At 57.2% G+C, this 16,218-nt stretch carries 18 protein-coding genes; 11 read left to right on the top strand and 7 right to left on the bottom strand.

The genetic code is table 11. From position 1 onward, the window contains the following. Positions 1–5 precede the first annotated feature (5 nt). Positions 6–800, bottom strand: coding sequence for a nucleoside/nucleotide kinase family protein (locus ATE40_RS12925; protein ID WP_063919711.1), 795 nt, complete (start codon positions 798–800; stop codon positions 6–8). Positions 801–830: 30 nt separating this feature from the next. After that, positions 831–1,556: a nucleoside/nucleotide kinase family protein gene (locus ATE40_RS12920; protein WP_063919710.1), complete on the bottom strand. Its 726-nt coding sequence runs from the start codon at positions 1,554–1,556 to the stop codon at positions 831–833. A gap of 368 nt (positions 1,557–1,924) precedes the next feature. On the opposite strand from ATE40_RS12920, the gene ATE40_RS12915 reads away from it, so the two are divergent. Continuing rightward, positions 1,925–2,656, top strand: coding sequence for a nucleoside/nucleotide kinase family protein (locus tag ATE40_RS12915; RefSeq protein ID WP_063919709.1), 732 nt, complete (start codon positions 1,925–1,927; stop codon positions 2,654–2,656). Between the two features lie 70 nt (positions 2,657–2,726). Here the strand turns inward: ATE40_RS12915 and spt are convergent, their stop codons facing one another. From spt to ATE40_RS12895, 4 genes are read right to left on the bottom strand one after another with little or no spacing between them, the layout of a single operon-like run. Next, a complete protein-coding gene (gene spt, locus ATE40_RS12910; RefSeq protein WP_063919708.1) occupies positions 2,727–3,899 on the bottom strand; it encodes a serine palmitoyltransferase in 1,173 nt (390 codons plus the stop codon). Continuing rightward, on the bottom strand, positions 3,886–4,146 hold the full coding sequence (locus ATE40_RS12905; RefSeq protein WP_019453571.1) for an acyl carrier protein: 261 nt from the start codon (positions 4,144–4,146) through the stop codon (positions 3,886–3,888). Before ATE40_RS12905 ends, spt begins: the two co-directional genes overlap by 14 nt. A 31-nt stretch (positions 4,147–4,177) precedes the next feature. After that, positions 4,178–5,092: an NAD-dependent epimerase/dehydratase family protein gene (locus tag ATE40_RS12900; RefSeq protein WP_063919707.1), complete on the bottom strand. Its 915-nt coding sequence runs from the start codon at positions 5,090–5,092 to the stop codon at positions 4,178–4,180. Continuing rightward, complete coding sequence (locus ATE40_RS12895) at positions 5,089–6,828, bottom strand: fatty acyl-AMP ligase (protein WP_071892015.1); 1,740 nt, start codon at positions 6,826–6,828, stop codon at positions 5,089–5,091. Before ATE40_RS12895 ends, ATE40_RS12900 begins: the two co-directional genes overlap by 4 nt. A 741-nt stretch (positions 6,829–7,569) precedes the next feature. Between ATE40_RS12895 and ATE40_RS12890 the strand changes: the two genes are divergently transcribed. The 4 genes from ATE40_RS12890 to ATE40_RS12875 all read left to right on the top strand — a co-directional run bounded on the left by ATE40_RS12890 (position 7,570) and on the right by ATE40_RS12875 (position 10,250). Beyond that, complete coding sequence (locus tag ATE40_RS12890; protein ID WP_063919705.1) at positions 7,570–8,694, top strand: GNAT family N-acetyltransferase; 1,125 nt, start codon at positions 7,570–7,572, stop codon at positions 8,692–8,694. A gap of 218 nt (positions 8,695–8,912) precedes the next feature. Beyond that, positions 8,913–9,278 carry a diacylglycerol kinase gene (locus tag ATE40_RS12885; RefSeq protein WP_063919704.1) on the top strand — a complete coding sequence of 122 codons (366 nt, stop codon included), beginning with the start codon at positions 8,913–8,915 and terminating at the stop codon, positions 9,276–9,278. A gap of 311 nt (positions 9,279–9,589) precedes the next feature. Further along, a complete protein-coding gene (locus ATE40_RS12880; RefSeq protein WP_063919703.1) occupies positions 9,590–9,943 on the top strand; it encodes a type II toxin-antitoxin system RelE/ParE family toxin in 354 nt (117 codons plus the stop codon). Positions 9,944–9,947: 4 nt separating this feature from the next. Then, positions 9,948–10,250 (top strand): helix-turn-helix domain-containing protein, encoded by a 303-nt coding sequence (locus tag ATE40_RS12875; RefSeq protein ID WP_063919702.1) that lies wholly within the window; start codon positions 9,948–9,950, stop codon positions 10,248–10,250. A gap of 27 nt (positions 10,251–10,277) precedes the next feature. Here the strand turns inward: ATE40_RS12875 and ATE40_RS12870 are convergent, their stop codons facing one another. Further along, entirely contained in the window at positions 10,278–11,186 is a 909-nt protein-coding gene (locus ATE40_RS12870) for a LysR family transcriptional regulator (RefSeq protein ID WP_019453564.1), read from the bottom strand. A gap of 138 nt (positions 11,187–11,324) precedes the next feature. On the opposite strand from ATE40_RS12870, the gene ATE40_RS12865 reads away from it, so the two are divergent. The 6 genes from ATE40_RS12865 to ATE40_RS12840 all read left to right on the top strand — a co-directional run bounded on the left by ATE40_RS12865 (position 11,325) and on the right by ATE40_RS12840 (position 16,171). Further along, a complete protein-coding gene (locus ATE40_RS12865; RefSeq protein ID WP_063919701.1) occupies positions 11,325–12,245 on the top strand; it encodes an alpha/beta hydrolase in 921 nt (306 codons plus the stop codon). Next, complete coding sequence (locus tag ATE40_RS12860) at positions 12,245–13,180, top strand: alpha/beta hydrolase (RefSeq protein ID WP_063919700.1); 936 nt, start codon at positions 12,245–12,247, stop codon at positions 13,178–13,180. The genes ATE40_RS12865 and ATE40_RS12860 overlap by 1 nt, the downstream gene beginning before the upstream one ends. A 15-nt stretch (positions 13,181–13,195) precedes the next feature. Next, positions 13,196–13,831: an SDR family oxidoreductase gene (locus ATE40_RS12855; RefSeq protein WP_063919699.1), complete on the top strand. Its 636-nt coding sequence runs from the start codon at positions 13,196–13,198 to the stop codon at positions 13,829–13,831. A gap of 42 nt (positions 13,832–13,873) precedes the next feature. Then, the gene (locus tag ATE40_RS12850) at positions 13,874–14,602 is read left to right on the top strand and encodes an SDR family oxidoreductase (RefSeq protein WP_232094168.1); all 729 of its coding nucleotides are present in this window, start codon (positions 13,874–13,876) and stop codon (positions 14,600–14,602) included. Positions 14,603–14,666: 64 nt separating this feature from the next. Further along, positions 14,667–15,500, top strand: a complete 834-nt coding sequence (locus ATE40_RS12845) for an SDR family NAD(P)-dependent oxidoreductase (protein ID WP_019453560.1) — start codon at positions 14,667–14,669, stop codon at positions 15,498–15,500. Between the two features lie 20 nt (positions 15,501–15,520). After that, on the top strand, positions 15,521–16,171 hold the full coding sequence (locus ATE40_RS12840) for a flavodoxin family protein (protein WP_063919697.1): 651 nt from the start codon (positions 15,521–15,523) through the stop codon (positions 16,169–16,171). Positions 16,172–16,218: the final 47 nt, after the last annotated feature.

Genomic DNA, 16,218 nt, shown 5'->3' with positions numbered 1-16,218 from the left:
TGCATTTAATAAACCTGAGTTTCTTTGCCGGTGCTCTCGCCGGATTGCCCGATGTCGCTCTGTGGGCGCTGCGCGGCGTTTACCACGGCGGAAATGGCGTTGAGCGCGTTGCTCAATACCTCGTCGTAAGGGGCTCGGGCGTCCAGCTCGATGATGCGCGCGCCGTTATATTGCAGGCGCACCATGGCGGCAATCTTGTCTTTCAGCTCGTCATAGCTGTGATCGGGCTTGCGGGAAAACGCCGTATCGACATCGATATCCAGGCGAATGATCAGCTCCGGCCGATAGACGGCCATCTGCTGATACAAACGGCGTTCGCGCGCCGCCAGGCGGCTCAATAAACCGCCTTTTGCGCGTTCCACGCCGATACCGGGACCATCGTAGTAAAAACCCGATATTTCCGCCTGCGGATAGCGATCGCTGATCACCAGCACGCCGCTCTGCGCCAGCCGCCGCACCTTGCGCAGGTTGGCGGCGCGCCACAGCGAAAAGCCGTACATGATCAGCGCCGCCCACAGCGCCGGCGGCTTGTTGCTCATGCGCTGAGTTTTATCGGATTTGGCCGCCAGGCGCCGTTCCAGCCATACGCCGATGAACGGCAATTTCTTGATTTTGTCGCCGTCTTCGCCGGAGATGAGCCCCAAGTAGCGCCGTTCCGTGGGGCGATGCCGCTGCAGGTTTTTCACCAGATCGGCGGTCAGCGTGGACTTGCCGGTGCCGTCGCTGCCCACTACGGCAATCAGCCCGGTAATGCAGGTGGCGGAGGCGTCCGGCTCGGCGGTAAGTTTATTTTTATTCATCTGTTTCGGTACGAAAAGGTTATTTGGCGGCTAGGCATTGGCGGCCCTCAGCGATATTTGAGCGGCGCGCAGCGACTCGTCGAAAATACGGTTGGCCGGCTCGCGGCCGTCTAAATCCAGTATGTTGGCGCCGTTAAACGTCAGGTGTGGGATAACGGCGATCTTTTCACGCAACGCCGCCAGCGAGTGATCGGGTTTGCGTGAATAGGCCGTTTGCTCGTCAATATCCAGCCGAATTAATAATAACGGCCGATAAGACGCCATCCATTGGTACAGGTTTTGCTCGCGTGTTCTCAGCCAGCGGATCCAACGGTTGCCGCCGGCGGTTTTCGCCAGTTGCGGGCCATCGAAACGAAAACCCGCCACTTCCGCCTGCGGATAACGATCGGTAATCAGCAATGCGCCCCGGCGACTTTTCGCCAACATGCGGCGAAATTTATAAACGCGCCAATAGGAAAGTAAAAAAATAACCAGTGCCGTGGCATTATCCGGCGGCGTAGAAGGGCGATCGTGCACGCGCTGCGATTTCTTCAGCAAATAACGGCCGAAGGGCGTGCCAATAATCGGCAGCGAACTTATCCATTCGCCGATGCGCCCGGAAGACTGGCCGAGATACAGCAGTTCTGCCGGTTCCTGCGCCGATAAGGCGCCGACCAAACGGGCAGCCAATGTGGATTTTCCCGAGCCGTCACAGCCGGTTATCGCTATTACGCGCACGGGCGAGCGATCAGATGAAGGTCTTATCTGCTGACTCACAATAATTGATCCAATGCGAAAAAAACTATTGTATTCCAATACGCCTTGGGTTCAAGATATTTATTGTGCTTTGCTGCGATAAAATAATGAGAACTGTATTTTTGTTCGTTATTTGAATTGATATTTGTGGCGTTGGTTCTTGTTATTTTGTGCTAATTATCCGTGCGTGGGTCGGTTTCGCTTTTTATGTTAACTTCCGGCCTGACCCATGGCAGAAAACGAGCAGAGGTTTTTTATTTTCGCTTAATCTTTTGTGCTGTTTGGCGCCGCGTGAAGAAGGTTTCTTGCGCGCTGCCGCCACGGCCGTGAGTGATATTTCGCTTCAAATAAGGCGCGCCGTTTCCGGCGTATTGAAAGAGAGTTTGATTATGAGTGTAAAATTTCCGCCGTTGATTGCGGTTATTGGCAGCGACGGTTCGGGTAAGTCCACCGTTTGCGAACATTTGATCGAGTATGTGAAACATTATGGTCCGGCGGTGCAGGTGCATCTGGGCAAACAGGCGGGCAACGTCGGGCGCGCGGCGGCGAAATTGCCGCTGCTGGGGCGCTCGGTGGGCAAGGCTATCGAGAGCAATACCAAAAAAGTCAAAACGAAGAAATCCCGCATCGGTCTGTTGCCGTCTGCGGTGATCATCGCTTTCGTGGGGCGGCGGCTGCTGCGGTTTCGCCGCATGCTGGCGTTTCGCCGGCAGGGATTCATCGTGTTGACCGACCGTTTTCCACAGGCGCAGATCCCCGGCGCGTATGACGGCACGGTATTTCCCGTCGATGTGGAAGGCAGCCGTTTTGTCCGTTGGCTGGCGGCGCGCGAGCGGGCGGCGTTCCAATGGATGGCGGGGCAAAAACCGGATCTGGTCCTCAAGCTGAATGTCAGTCTGGACGTGGCCTGCGCGCGCAAGCCCGATCATCGCAAAGCGGCGCTGGAGAAGAAGATCGCCGTCACGCCGTTATTGACGTTCGAAGGCGCCGATATCGTGGATCTCGACGCCGATCGGCCGATCGAAGAGGTGCTTTCGGCGGCGGAACAGGCCATCGCGGAATTTATGGTGGCGCAGGGATATCGCTATTCGGCTGATGGAGTGTCAACGGCTGCGCACTGAGGTGCGCATCGGTTCGGCAGGGCGGCGATGACGTTTCCGGCACCGCCGCCGCGGCCGACAGGGAAAGGCTTTATTTTTTCAGCGCGGCAAAGGCGCGCACGATGGCATCGATCTCTTCATCGCTGTGCGCGGCATTGACGCTGCAGCGCAGCAGGGTGACGCCCGCCGGCGCGGCCGGCGGCAGCACCAGATTCACATACACGCCGTGGGCGATCAGCTCGCGCCAGAAACGCAGGCCGTCTTCCTTCGACCCGATCATCACCGGCACCACCGGGCTGATGCGCGGCCCCAGGGTATACCCCAGTTCGGCGAGGCCGTGGTACAGGCGGTGCGCGTTGCTCCACAGTTTCTCCCGCAGCTCGGGATGGCGCGCGATTTTTTGCAGCGCCGTGCGCACCGAGGCGATGCTGGAAGGCGACGGCGAAGCGGTAAAGATATACGGCCGGCTGCTGTAGCGCAGCACGTCCATCCCCTTGCCGCCGACGGCGAATCCGCCGATCGAAGCCAGGCTTTTGCTGAAGGTGCCCAGGATGATATCCACGTCTTGCTCGACGCCCAGCGCTTCGGCCAGGCCGCGGCCATGCTCGCCCATCACGCCGAAGGAGTGCGCTTCGTCCACCAGCAGATAGCCGCCCAGCCGCCGCTTGATATCGACGATTTCCACCAGCGGGGCGACGTCGCCCAGCATGCTGTAGATGCCTTCGACGATGATGATCGCCTCGCGGGCGCGCTCGCCCAGGCGCAGCATGCGGCGCTCCAGATCGGCGGCGTCATTGTGGCGGAAGCGAATGATCTCCGCGCCGCCGAGGGCGCAGGCGTCGTAAATGCTCGCGTGGCTGTCCGCATCGATCAACACCACGGATCCCGGCCCCGCCAGCGTGCTGATGACGCCGAGGTTGGCGGTATAGCCGGTGGAGAACACGATGGCGCTGGGGCGATCGAAGAATTCCGCCAATTCCCGCTCCAGCGTCAGGTGCGATCCGTAGCTGCCGTTCGCCATGCGCGAGCCGGTAGTGCCGGTGCCGAGCGCGGCCAGGGCCGCCTGGCCGGCGGCGATCGCCTGCGCGTCGAACGTCAGGCCGAGGTAGTTATTGGTGCCGGCGAGGACAATCTTTTGATCGCCGATGCGCCCCTGGGTGGCGGAATAGACTTCGTCGATGCAGGTGCCGAACGGGTTCAGGCCGGACGTTTGAAATTGTTCACGCTCGCCCGCGAGCCGCGAAAATTTATCATACAGTCCCATGGCTTTTCTCCAGATAAGGGCGCAGCGCGTCAAGCAGTTGCTCTGGCGTTCTGACATCAAGCAATATATTGATCGGGATGGAGATATCTAATTCATCTTCCAGCATCATCAGCAGATCCAATACCCTGATGGATTCCAGGCCAAGATCATTGACGAGATCGCTATCAGGCTTTATTTCGACTCCGCCTTCGACGATACCTTGCAAACACGTCAGGATATAATCCATTACAGCATCGCGATTTAGCATAAGAACGTTGACACACCTCTAATTGGAATAATTAAAACAGCCCTTCACGCAGCGCGCGCTCCAAACTCACCTGTGGAAACCAATTAATCTGCTGCGACAGCGCATGATTGCTGGCGGACCAGTCGCGATGGGTTAATTCGCGTATTTTGCTGCGCGTCAGCATCGGCTCCCGTTTAATCAGGCGGTTCCACAATCCGCCGATATCCGCCATGGCTTTCAGCAGCGGCAGCGGAATGCCCACCAGGCGCACCGGGCCCTGGCGCACCGCAGCGCCGATGTCCCGCAGGCGCAGCCAGTTATAGCCTTCGGCCACGCCGTCGCACAGTTCGTAAATATTCGGCTGCGCGGGCTGCGCCAATAACCATTGGGTGACCGCCTGCGCCAAATCGCTCACGTGCAGAAAAGAGAGTTTGGCGTCAGGCGCGCCCAGCCGGGGCAGCACGCCGCGCAGCAGGCCGTTGAACAGCGGTTTCAGCTCTTTATCGCCCGGGCCGTAAACCGCCGTCGGGCGGAAAATTCCCAGCGCGATATCGCCGCTGGCGGCGATGAGTTGCTGTTCGGCGGCCTGTTTTGAATGGGCGTACCAGGACAGCGCCGGATGGCGGGCCGCCAGCGACGACATGAACAGGAAGCGATTGCAGCGGCCGTTCTGCCTGGCCGCCTGCATCAGGTTCAGGCTGCCGGTCACGTTGCAGCGGGTGAACACCGCTTCCGCATGCCCACGCACCTGGCCGGCGCAGTGCACCACGCACTCCGCACCGCGCACCAGTTCGGTGAGCGAGGGCCGATCTTCCAGCGCGCCGGGGATCCACTGCAGGTTGTCGGCGGTGGCTTTTCCGGCTTGCCGCGTCAGGGCGCGCACGCTAAACCCTTGCGCCAGCAGTTCCTGGACGATATGCCGGCCGATAAAGCCGGTCGCGCCCGTCACCGCGACGGTGCCGCTCATTGCGCGAAACCGGCCAGCTGCGGCAGTTGCGGATATAGCGAGGCGCTCAGCCAGCGTTTTTTGGCTTCGGCGCGGGCGGGTTTGCCCGACGACGTGCGGGGAATGCTGTGCGGCGGCAGCAGCTCAATGTCCACCGCGATGCCGAATTCGCTTTGAATGCGCGCGCTCAGCGAATGGACGATTTGTTCCCGACGTTCTTCCGAGCTGACCCGGCACTGGATCTGCAAAATAATTCTGGCCGCTTCGTCGTGTTCTTCGGTCACGAAGGCAATCGCATCGCCGGAGCGGATTTCCGGTTCGGATTCCGCGACGTACTCGATATCCTGCGGCCAGATATTGCGGCCGCGAATGATGATCAAATCCTTCTTGCGGCCGGTGACGTACAGATAGCCGTCCAGCAGGTAGCCCAGATCGCCGGTATCCATCCAACCGGTCACCTGAATTTGCTGCTGGGACTCATCGTCGCAGAAGTAACCGTTCATCAGGCTGGGACCGGAAATCGTGATATGGCCGACCTGGCGTTCCGGCAGCGGTTGCCCGGTTTCGCTGCGGATCTCGATGCGATGCCCGGGCAGCGCCCGGCCGCAGTTGACGAAGGTCGAAACGGCGCGGGTCTTCTTGCCGGGCGCGACCGCTTTACCCTGGTACTCCAAAATATCGCGGTCGACCGCGTTGGTTTGCGGGCCGGAGCAAGGATCGGAAAAGCTGACCGCCAGCGTGTTCTCCGCCAGGCCGTAACAAGGCATGAAGGCTTTGCTGTCGAAGTTGATGCTGCTGAAGTGTTCGCCAAATTGGCTGAGCAGCTCGGCCGGAATAGGTTCGGCGCCGACGCCGGCGACCCGCCAGCTGGAGAGATCCAGATCGGCCAGCTCTTTGGCGTTGCTGCGGCGCAGGCACAGATCGTAGCCGAACGGCGGGGCGACGGACACCGTGCCGCGGTTCTTGGCGATCAGTTTCAGCCACTGCATCGGGCGCATGGCGAAATCTTGCGTGCGCAGGTAGTCGACGGACAGCTGGGTCGCTACCGGGGTCAGCAGGAAACCGACCAGGCCCATATCGTGATAGAAGGGCAGCCAGGAGACGCAGCGGTCGCCGGCGCGCAGCTTGATGCCGTCGCGGCTGATCGCGTTCAGGTTCGCCATCGCCGCCCGCTGGGTGATGATCACGCCGCGCGGAAAACGCGTGCTGCCCGAGGTGTATTGGAGATAGGCGATATCGTCGGGTGAGGGCGCCGGCAGCGCGATCGCCGGCTCTGGCAGCGCGTTGAAGTCCGCGTCGCTGAGAATGTGCAGCGACGGCGCGCGTTCCGTGGCGGAGGCGATCAGCGGCGTCCACTCTTCGCTGCTGATGATCGCCGCAGGATTACAGCTGGCGATCAGCCCTTTCAGTTTGGCGGTGTAGGAATCACGCTGGCCGACACCCATGGGGATCGCCAGCGGCACCGCCACCAGGCCGGCATATTGGCAGGCGAAAAAGGCTTCGACGAATCCCGCGCTGGTTTCGGCGATAAGCGCCACGCGATCGCCTTTCTTGAGTTTCAGCGACAATAAACGCCGCGCGCCCGAGATCGCTTTTTGCTGCAGCGTGCGATATTCGAGAACGGTCACGAGTTGATTGCGACGGTCGTAAAAATTCATTCCCGTATTACCGAGCGCCGCGTAATCCAACGCGTCCACTAAAGTGGGGAAGTCCGCATAGCGCATAGGAAGAGAATGAACAGAACTTGTTTCAGACATAGACAAACTTAGCCATAGATTAAAAATCACCAAAAGAAATACATCACTCTTGGCGAGGTAATTGATATTTTACTATGAATAGGATTTGAATAAGTTTGTTATTCAACCATCTTCATTCCGCGAACAGCGTATATTGCCGAGCTTGAGTAGCGCGTCAGTTATTAACCCGGTAACCCGTGAGCAACTTGCGTCATCAGCCTTGAGCGGCGCGTTGGGGATATACGGGGAGATATTGTGATATCCTGGCTTTGCCGTTCTTTAGTTTGTGTCTGTCGGGCAGGGAATAACTGTCGCCTCATAGGTTATGACCTCATGCATGGCTATCTTAGAACTTAAACACTTCCTAAACAGTATGCCGCAAGAAATCAAAAAGTGAATGCCTGATTTAACCTGAATCTTAAAAACAGCATTAAGTGGTAAAAATGACGGTGCCCCTCATGATTAAAGTCGGCACACTAAAAACGGGCAGGATTCTTTTGCCGAGACAGCACTAAATAATAAAAGAGCACCAATAGCGTAGCATGCCTGCGCCGCTTTGGGCTTTCCTTTTTTTGCACCATCAACAGTGTTTACGGGTGAGTAACGGGCAATTAATGCGCTGATTCACCGGGGGTAATATTCGGTTTTTCTTATCGTTTAGCCGGAGGCAAGACACAATTCAATAAAAGAGAACAGCATAAAAAATGCTAAAGGCGTTGTCGCGCTCATATTTGATTATTTTATTAAAACCTAAGGCTATTTATGATCCGTATTGAGAAAGTTCTGGATAAACCCGAACTTAAAGAGTTTATTGCTTTCCCCTCGTTACTGTTTCGCGATGATCCGAACTGGATTGAGCCGCTGTATTTAGAGCGTGAAGAACACCTGTCAAAGAAAAATCCCGGCACCGACCATATCGAATGGCAGGCGTGGGTGGCCAAAAAACAGGGGAAGGTCGTCGGGCGCATTACCGCACAAATTGACTCCCTGCATCGCGAGCTGCATGGGGAAGATACCGGTCACTTCGGCATGATTGACGCCGTTGACGATCCCGCCGTTTTCAGCGCGCTATTTTCGGCGGCGGAAGAGTGGCTGAGATCGAAGGGCGCGCGCAAGATCACCGGGCCGTTCAGCCTCAACATCAATCAGGAGAGCGGCCTGTTGGTCGAGGGATTTGACACCCCGCCGTCGGCCATGATGACGCATGCCAAACCCTACTATGCGACCCAGATAGCGCAGCAGGGTTACAGCGAAGGGATTGATCTGCTTGCCTATTGGATGAAAAGAACCGACCTGCATTTCTCGCCGTCGCTCAGCCGGATGATGGACCAGGTGCGCAAAAAGGTGACCGTTCGTCGCCTCAACCGTAAGCGCTTTCGGGAAGAGATGCAGGTGTTGCGGGAGGTGTTCAATTCCGGATGGCAGCATAACTGGGGATTTGTCCCGTTCACCGAACACGAGTTCGCCACCATGGGGGATCAGCTGAAGTTCCTGGTGCCCGACGATATGATCCATATCGCCGAGGTGGACGGCGCGCCCTGCGCCTTTATCGTCGGGCTGCCGAACATTAACGAGGCCATTGCCGATCTGCAGGGGCGGTTATTGCCTTTCGGCTGGGCCAAACTGCTGTGGCGCCTGAAAGTCAGCGGCGTGCGCACGGCACGGGTGCCATTGATGGGCGTGCGTCAGGAATATCAATTCAGCCGCATCGGGCCGATTATTGCGCTGCTGCTGATTGAGGCGCTGCGCGAGCCCTTCGCCAAGCGCAATATCGACGCGCTGGAAATGTCGTGGATCCTGGAAACCAATACCGGCATGCGGACGATTTTAGAACGCATCGGCGCGGTGCCTTATAAGCGCTACCGATTGTACGAAAAAACACTTTAACCGATTGATCGCGAATCGTCTTTTAACGTCCCCAGGATAATTGCCGCGTCAGGGTGCTTTTCGTGCGGTGCGGTTCCAGTCGTGGACAGTAAAACCTGAGTGAGTGGATGATCCCCAGAGGGGATAGATTAAAGTCTTTAACTAATAAACCACGGACAAATTCACGGCGTGTGACTTATTTTCGCCTGGTCGCCGTGATGTGGATGAGAGCAGAATAGATGCCTGTGAAAAAGAAAAAAGGAATAAACCGATTAACCTACAGCATAAGGAATTCATGGGCCGGCTTTATTGATGCCATGTTGACCGAGGATGCATTCCGTCAATTATTGGTTATTAACGCCATTTTACTGGTTGTTACATTTACTTTAGATATTACAAAAATGGAACGGCTGTTATTAATCGCCTGCAGTTTCCTGCTGTTGGTGGTCGAGCTGCTTAATACGGCGATTGAGACCGTGGTCGACCGTATTTCACTGGCGCTGCATCCGTTATCCAAACGCGCCAAAGATCTGGGCGGCGCGGCGCAATTGGTGGCGGTGCTGATGACCATCGTTGTTTGGGCAACGGTGCTGCTGGGGCGATAAGGGCGAGGCTCACCCAGGCGTTAAACCGGTGTCACGCGGCGTGCAGCCGCATGCCGTGCGCCACCGTGGTACCGGGCGCCGAGAACGTTATGCGCTTTTGTGACAGGGTTAATGGCGGGGCGGGGAACTGCCCCGTGCCGATTGTTCGGCACAGCGCGTAAAAAGGTGAATACCTACACGGCATTTGCATCAATGCCCGAACGTACGTTCCACATTACAGCAAAGGTTTATGTTGCTTCATATCATCCCCGCACCTCTCTGCTATAGCTTTACATCTATATAGCAATTGACCTATATTGCAGGGAGGCCCCGTGTGGGAAATTAAAACAACGGATGTGTTTGATAACTGGTTTAGCTCTCTCAACGATGCCGAGCGAGCCGCAGTGCTTGCCGCATTGATGGTTCTGCGGGAAAAAGGGCCCGGCTTGTCCAGGCCCTATGCCGATACGGTTAAAGGCTCGTGTTACTGCAACATGAAAGAGCTGCGTATTCAGAGCCGTGGCGAACCGTTGCGGGCATTCTTCGCCTTCGATCCGTACCGTGTCGGCATGGTGCTTTGCGCGGGCAATAAAGCGGGCAATGAAAAACGTTTTTACGATCGAATGCTGCAGATTGCCGATCGGGAATTCACGAATTGGCTGAATACACTAAAAGAGAAGGAGTGACGCGATGGGCAGAACGTTGGAACAGCTTATTGCGGATGAAAAGCCCGAGGTCGTGGCCGAAGCGCAGGCAATGGCGACGGAGATTATGCTGAACATCCATCTTGCCGAGCTGCGCGAGAAGGTGCAGAAAACCCAGGTTGAAATGGCGCAGGCGCTGGGCATCAGGCAACCGACCGTCGCCGTGATGGAAAAGCCGGGCCGCGATCTGAAGCTTTCCTCGCTCAAACGCTATGTTGAGGCGGCAGGCGGCAAACTGCGCCTGGATGTCGAACTGCCGGACGGTTCGCACTACGAATTTGTGCTGTAAGCGCCGTTGTCAGCTGGCGGCAGTACGCTATTTGGGCTTCTGCGCGTCGTTAAACCTAAGCACATCGATAAGCAAAGAAAAGGCCGATCCTGGGTGCTTGCGGTGCGGGTAGTAAAGATGATACCCCGGCAGGTCCGGGGTGAACTTGTCCAGCACGCGAACGAGTTTTTTCTCGTCAAGGGCGCTCTGCACCTGATCGCAAGGTAGGTAGGCCAGGCCGTGCCCGTCGAGAGCGGCGTCCAGGATCAGGTCGATGGTGTTTAACAACAGTTGGCCTTCCATGCGAACCCGAACTTCACGTCCGCCGCGCATGAGCCGCCAGCGGTTGGCGGTGCCAGAGGTGGGAAGATAGAGGTTAATCGCCTGATGATCGACCAGCTGCGCCACCGAAGTCGGGGTGCCTCGCCGGGCAAGATAATCCGGCGCGCCAACGATCGCCATCGGAATATCAGGCCCAATCCGTACGGCAATCATATCCTTATCCATCTCTCCCCCCAGACGGACGCCGGCATCGAAACGCTCGGCGACCACATCGCTAAGACCATAATCGATCAGGAGCTGCACGTTTATTTCTGGGTGAGATTTCAGCAGCGTGCGCATGGCGGGCAGCAACAGGGTTTTTGCCGCATGCTCCACCGTGGTGATGCGTATGGTGCCGGAAGGGCGGTTGCGCAGCTCGCCCAGTGACGTCATGACGGAATCCAGGTCTTGCAGCATGGGGCCAAGGGTCGACAAAAGCTGCTCCCCGGCCTCGGTGGGCACTACGCTGCGCGTGGTGCGCGTCAGCAGACGAAACCCCAGCCGTTCTTCGATGCGGCGGACGATCTGGCTTAACGCCGACTGCGCCATGCCCAGGCGGGCTGCGGCCCGGGTGAAGCTGCGCTCCTCGGCGACCACCACAAATGCCACCAAATCGGCTATCTCATCACGTTTCATCTCTGTTTTCCGCTCGGCTGATTAATCATTTAAGTGATAGGTCCAATCATTATTTTGGGTCTAATCATCTTAATGTTCAATGTCTATAGTGAGAATCAGAAACGATGTAGTTAACCGACCACCCTGATGAGGAACCGGATGATGAACCAGAAAATCAGCTTCACTAATAGCAATAACCCAACCATCGATCTTTCCGCAGTGCTCTACTTGCCACCGGCGTTCGACGCGGGCCGTCAGTATGCGGCCATCGTCGTTTCTCACCCGGGGGGCGGCGTGAAAGAGCAAACCGCCGGCACCTATGCCGCAAAACTGGCGGAGCAGGGATTTGTGACCGTGGCTTACGATGCCTCTTATCAGGGGGAAAGCGACGGCGAACCCCGTCAGTTGGAAAACCCTTATATCCGCACCGAAGACGTCAGCGCGGTGATTGATTACCTGACCACGCTGCCTTATGTCGACAACGAGCGCATAGGCGCGATGGGAATTTGCGCCGGCGCGGGCTATACCGCCAACGCTGCGATCCAGGATCGCCGCATCAAGGCGATCGGCACCGTCAGCGCCGTCAATATCGGCTCGATGTTCCGCAACGGGTGGGAAAACAATGTGAAGTCCATTGATGCGCTGCCGTATGTTGAGGCGGGTTCCAACGCCCGTACCGGCGATATCAGCAGCGGTGAACATGCCACCATGCCGCTGGCACCGATGAAAGAATCCGATGCGCCGAACGAAGAGCTGCGCCAGGCCTGGGAGTATTACCATACCCCGCGCGCGCAATATCCGACGGCGCCCGGCTATGCGACGCTGCGCAGCCTCAACCAGATCATTACCTACGACGCCTACCATATGGCTGAAGTGTATCTGACCCAGCCGATGCAGATCGTGGCGGGCAGCGTGGCGGGCAGTAAATGGATGAGTGACGATTTATACGATCGCGCCGCGAGCAGCGACAAGCGTTACCACATCGTCGAAGGTGCGAATCATATGGAATTGTATGACGGCAAAGCCTATGTCGCCGAAGCCGTTTCCGTCCTGGCGCCGTTCTTTGAAGAGACACTGTAATGAAAAATGTTCGCATCCAAAACGCCGATATGGCCTGGCACATCGCCGCCAACATTCAGCTGCCGCCAAGGTTCGATGAATCCAAGCGCTACCCGACGGTGGTCAGCGTCCATCCTTTCGGCAGCTGCAAGGAACAAACCTCCGGCAATGTTTACGGTAAGGCGTTGGCGGAACAGGGGTACGTCGTTATCGCCTATGACGCCAGTTTTCAGGGGGAGTCGGGCGGGGCGCCGCGCTGGATAGAAGATCCGACCCAGCGGGTGGAAGACATCAGCCGCGTCATCGACTATGCCGTCACCTTGCCGTATGTCGATGCGGAGCGTATCGGCGTGCTGGGCATTTGCGGCGGCGGCGGTTATGCCGTCAATGCCACGCTGACAGAGAAACGCATCAAAGCCGTGGTGAGCATCACCGGCGTTAATATTGGGCGACTCTTCCGCGAAGGCTTCAGCGGCTACGATCCGCTGGGCGCGCTGAACGCGATGGCTGCGCAGCGCACCCGGGAAGCGCGGGGCGGAGAGCTTCAGGTCAATGAACTGCTGCCCGCCAGTCCTCAAGAGGCAACGGCCCATGGGCTCACCGAACGCGACGTTTTCGAAGCGACAGACTATTACAAGACCGCGCGCGGCCAACAGCCGGGTGGCGCGACACGCATGTTGTTCTCGCATGCGCAAAAAACGCTGGCCTGGGATGCCTTCGCCTTTGCCGAGGTGCTGCTGACTCAGCCGGTGATGGTGGTGGTGGGCGAGAAAGTCGGTGCCTTTGGCGCCTATCGTGATGGCATGGAAGTCTATGGGCGCGCAACGGCTTCGGCGCATCGCGAGCTGGTCTCGTTAGCGGACTTTTCACATTACGAGCTGTATGACAAGCCGGAAGCCGTTCGTGCAGCGATGGACAAGGTGCTGCCGTTTTTAGCCGCGCACCTGGGTGAATAACCGATGGAGAACACCATGAAAAATGTATTGATCCTTGGCGCCGGCGGCCAAATCGCCCGTCATGTTATCGACCGATTGGCGGATGAACAGTCGCTTGTGCAAACGTTGTTCGCTCGCCGGCCGGAAAAAATCCGGTCGCGCCCGGCCAACGGCCGGATCCTTATCGGCGATGTGTTGAACCCGTCCGCATTGAAACAAGCGATGCAGAGCCAGGATCTGGTGTATGCCAACCTGACGGGGGAGGATCTGGATGTGCAGGCTGAGGCGGTGATTGCCGCCATGCAGGCCAGCGACGTCAAGCGCCTGATCTTCGTTCTTTCGCTGGGGATTTATGATGAGGTCCCGGGAAAATTCGGTGAATGGAACAACGCGATCATCGGTGAGCCCCTCAAGCCATTTCGTCGGGCGGCTGACGCGATTGAAGCCTCCGGGCTGGACTACACCATTCTGCGCCCGGCCTGGTTAACGGACGAAGATCTGGTTGACTATGAGCTTACCGCCCGCGATGCGCCGTTCAAAGGAACGATCGTATCGCGCAAGAGCGTCGCCGCTTTAATTGCCGACATCATCGAGCAACCGAAAAAACATCTGGGTGAGAACATCGGCGTCAACCAGCCGGGCACTGACGGTGACAAGCCGTATTTTATGTAAACACCCGCCATAAAATTTATCTATAGAGGCAGGACGATGGAGATGAACAGTCTCAGCGGCAAAGTCGCTGTTATCACCGGGGCTTCAAGCGGTATTGGTGAAGCTGCCGCCCGCCGATTGGTTGCGGAAGGCGTTTCGGTCGTGCTGGTAGCAAGACGCAAAGAGCGAATCGAAAGTCTGGCTGCCGAACTGGGCGGAGCCGCCGTCGCCTTTGACGCTGACGTTGCTGATTTAGCTCAGGTCCGGTCACTTTTTAATAGGGTGAAGAGCCGCTTCGGCGGTGTGGATCTGCTTTTTAACAACGCGGGCATGGGGATTTTCGGTCGGTTCGAGGAGAGCTCACCCGAGGGCTGGCAGGAGCAGATCAACGCGAATATGTACGGCGTGTTGAACTGTTCCTACGAAGCTATCCCTCTGATGAAAAATCGCCCCGGCGCAATGATCTCCACGGTATCCAGCGTCGGGGGGAAAAGCAGTGCGCCTAACTGGGCCGTGTATTGCGCCACCAAATTTGCCGTCAGGGGGTTCTGTGACGGCTTGCGGCAGGAGCTGGCTGAAGCAGGCATACGCGTGTCATTGATTCATCCGGGGGCGGTGCATACGGAATGGGGACACAATGTTTCTGCAGACATGATGCGCGAACGTCGTGATGCCATTCAGGCTCTCATGCCGGATGACGTGGCTCGTGCATTGGTCTATTCATTTGCTCAACCGCCCGGCGTATTACTCGATGACATCGTGATACGCCCTAGTTTGCAATTGACGCTTTAGTGCCTCGACACCTCGTACTGCGATGAGGCAGTACGAGTTTTTAAACCGATTAAGGTGAATAGATATGAATCGCATTTGGTTTGTCACCGGCGCCGCGCGCGGTATGGGCGCCCATATTGTCAGGGCTGCGTTGCAACAGGGAGACTGTGTGGTCGCAACGGGGCGGGATAGGGAAAAATTGCGCCGGACATTCAGCGATGTTGCAGCGGAAAAGATTGAGCTGCTGGAGCTTGATGTTCGTGATGAACATCAGGCGCTGGCTGCTGCAGATGCGGCCGTGAGCCGTTTTGGCCGCATTGATGTATTAGTGAATAATGCCGGGTTCTGTCTGTTGGGGCGTTTTGAAGAAGCGACAGCCGAACAGATAGAGCAGCAATTTTCAACCAACGTTTTCGGCATGGCCAATGTATTGCGCGCGGTGCTGCCGGTGATGCGGCGCCAGCGGGGCGGGCGCATTATCAACACCTCTTCCATCGCCGGCGTGAAAGCCGTCGCGAACGCCACATTTTATTCCGCGTCGAAGTTTGCCGTGGAAGGCATGACCCTGGCGTTGGCCGATGAGGTCGCGCCTCTTGGAATTACCGTCACCGCCGTTGAGCCCGGCTTTTTCCGCACCGAGTTCCTCAATGACAGTTCTGCCCGGTTCGGGGAAAGAAGCATTGCCGATTATGCCGCTTTTGGCAGCGCACGCGAGCTACTGGCATCCGCCGATGGTCAGCAACAGGGCGATCCTGCCAAACTTGCGCAGGTGATTTGCCGGTTGGTGGAAATGGACACGCCTCCGCGCCAGCTATTAATCGGTAATGATGCTCTCGATTTCGTCATGCCGACCTTGCAGTCCCGCATCGCAGAAACGTGGGAGTTTGAGGCGCTCAGCAAGACGACCGATTTTGATTAATGGCATCAAGGCGCTTACCTATGTATGGAACCCTCATCGGTTTGACGGTCGTTTTGCTGGCTATTTTGGGCGTATTGGCCTCTGTCACGCTGATTGAAAATCGACAAGCCGCCCAGTTGGCCAAGATACAGCCTCATACGCATTCAGAAGAAAACGCATCGCGTACCGCCGTCGTTTATTTTTCTCGTTCAGGGAATACGGCGCTGGCCGCTCGCCATATCGCTAACCGCCTGGATGCACAGCTCTTCAGGCTTGATGCGCCGAACTATGCCCCTGGCTTGCCGGGGCTGGCGTATGCGCTGAAAGACGCCACTCTGCTGAAAGAGCGGCAGGATGCGTTGCCCCAGATAACGCCGGCCAAGATTGACTTGACGCCGTTTGACACTCTCTGGTTAGGCTCGCCGATCTGGCTATACAGTCCGGCGCCGCCGATTTGGGCTTTTATCGAGAACAGCGATTTCAGCGGTAAACGGGTCATCCTGTTTAATACCCACAACAGCCACTTCTCGGACGAGCATATCGCGCGTTTTAAAGCCCAGGTGCTTGTTCGGGGAGCCGTCACTTTCGAGCATCGCACGGTGCTGCGAGGGCGAATGACGCAGCAAATCACACCGGAACAGATGCTGCAATTTATCGATGCTCGCTGGTTGGGAACCCCGCTGGCGAAGTGATTGTTTATAGTTTTTGGTTTTAGATCAAAATGTTAAATGCTGAGAGA

The organism is Serratia surfactantfaciens, from assembly GCF_001642805.2.
Lineage (GTDB): Bacteria > Pseudomonadota > Gammaproteobacteria > Enterobacterales > Enterobacteriaceae > Serratia > Serratia surfactantfaciens.
Note: the sequence above shows the minus strand (reverse complement) of the source record. Positions and strands in the feature narration are given on the sequence as shown.

Bases quoted from the DNA above. Each gene is read 5' to 3' on its own strand.
- ATE40_RS12925 (WP_063919711.1), bottom strand. From the start codon at position 800: ATGAATAAAAATAAACTTACCGCCGAGCCGGACGCCTCCGCCACCTGC.
- ATE40_RS12915 (WP_063919709.1), top strand. From the start codon at position 1,925: ATGAGTGTAAAATTTCCGCCGTTGATTGCGGTTATTGGCAGCGACGGT.
- spt (WP_063919708.1), bottom strand. From the start codon at position 3,899: ATGGGACTGTATGATAAATTTTCGCGGCTCGCGGGCGAGCGTGAACAA.
- ATE40_RS12905 (WP_019453571.1), bottom strand. From the start codon at position 4,146: ATGCTAAATCGCGATGCTGTAATGGATTATATCCTGACGTGTTTGCAA.
- ATE40_RS12900 (WP_063919707.1), bottom strand. From the start codon at position 5,092: ATGAGCGGCACCGTCGCGGTGACGGGCGCGACCGGCTTTATCGGCCGG.
- ATE40_RS12895 (WP_071892015.1), bottom strand. From the start codon at position 6,828: ATGTCTGAAACAAGTTCTGTTCATTCTCTTCCTATGCGCTATGCGGAC.
- ATE40_RS12890 (WP_063919705.1), top strand. From the start codon at position 7,570: ATGATCCGTATTGAGAAAGTTCTGGATAAACCCGAACTTAAAGAGTTT.
- ATE40_RS12885 (WP_063919704.1), top strand. From the start codon at position 8,913: ATGCCTGTGAAAAAGAAAAAAGGAATAAACCGATTAACCTACAGCATA.
- ATE40_RS12875 (WP_063919702.1), top strand. From the start codon at position 9,948: ATGGGCAGAACGTTGGAACAGCTTATTGCGGATGAAAAGCCCGAGGTC.
- ATE40_RS12870 (WP_019453564.1), bottom strand. From the start codon at position 11,186: ATGAAACGTGATGAGATAGCCGATTTGGTGGCATTTGTGGTGGTCGCC.
- ATE40_RS12865 (WP_063919701.1), top strand. From the start codon at position 11,325: ATGATGAACCAGAAAATCAGCTTCACTAATAGCAATAACCCAACCATC.
- ATE40_RS12860 (WP_063919700.1), top strand. From the start codon at position 12,245: ATGAAAAATGTTCGCATCCAAAACGCCGATATGGCCTGGCACATCGCC.
- ATE40_RS12855 (WP_063919699.1), top strand. From the start codon at position 13,196: ATGAAAAATGTATTGATCCTTGGCGCCGGCGGCCAAATCGCCCGTCAT.
- ATE40_RS12850 (WP_232094168.1), top strand. From the start codon at position 13,874: ATGAACAGTCTCAGCGGCAAAGTCGCTGTTATCACCGGGGCTTCAAGC.
- ATE40_RS12845 (WP_019453560.1), top strand. From the start codon at position 14,667: ATGAATCGCATTTGGTTTGTCACCGGCGCCGCGCGCGGTATGGGCGCC.
- ATE40_RS12840 (WP_063919697.1), top strand. From the start codon at position 15,521: ATGTATGGAACCCTCATCGGTTTGACGGTCGTTTTGCTGGCTATTTTG.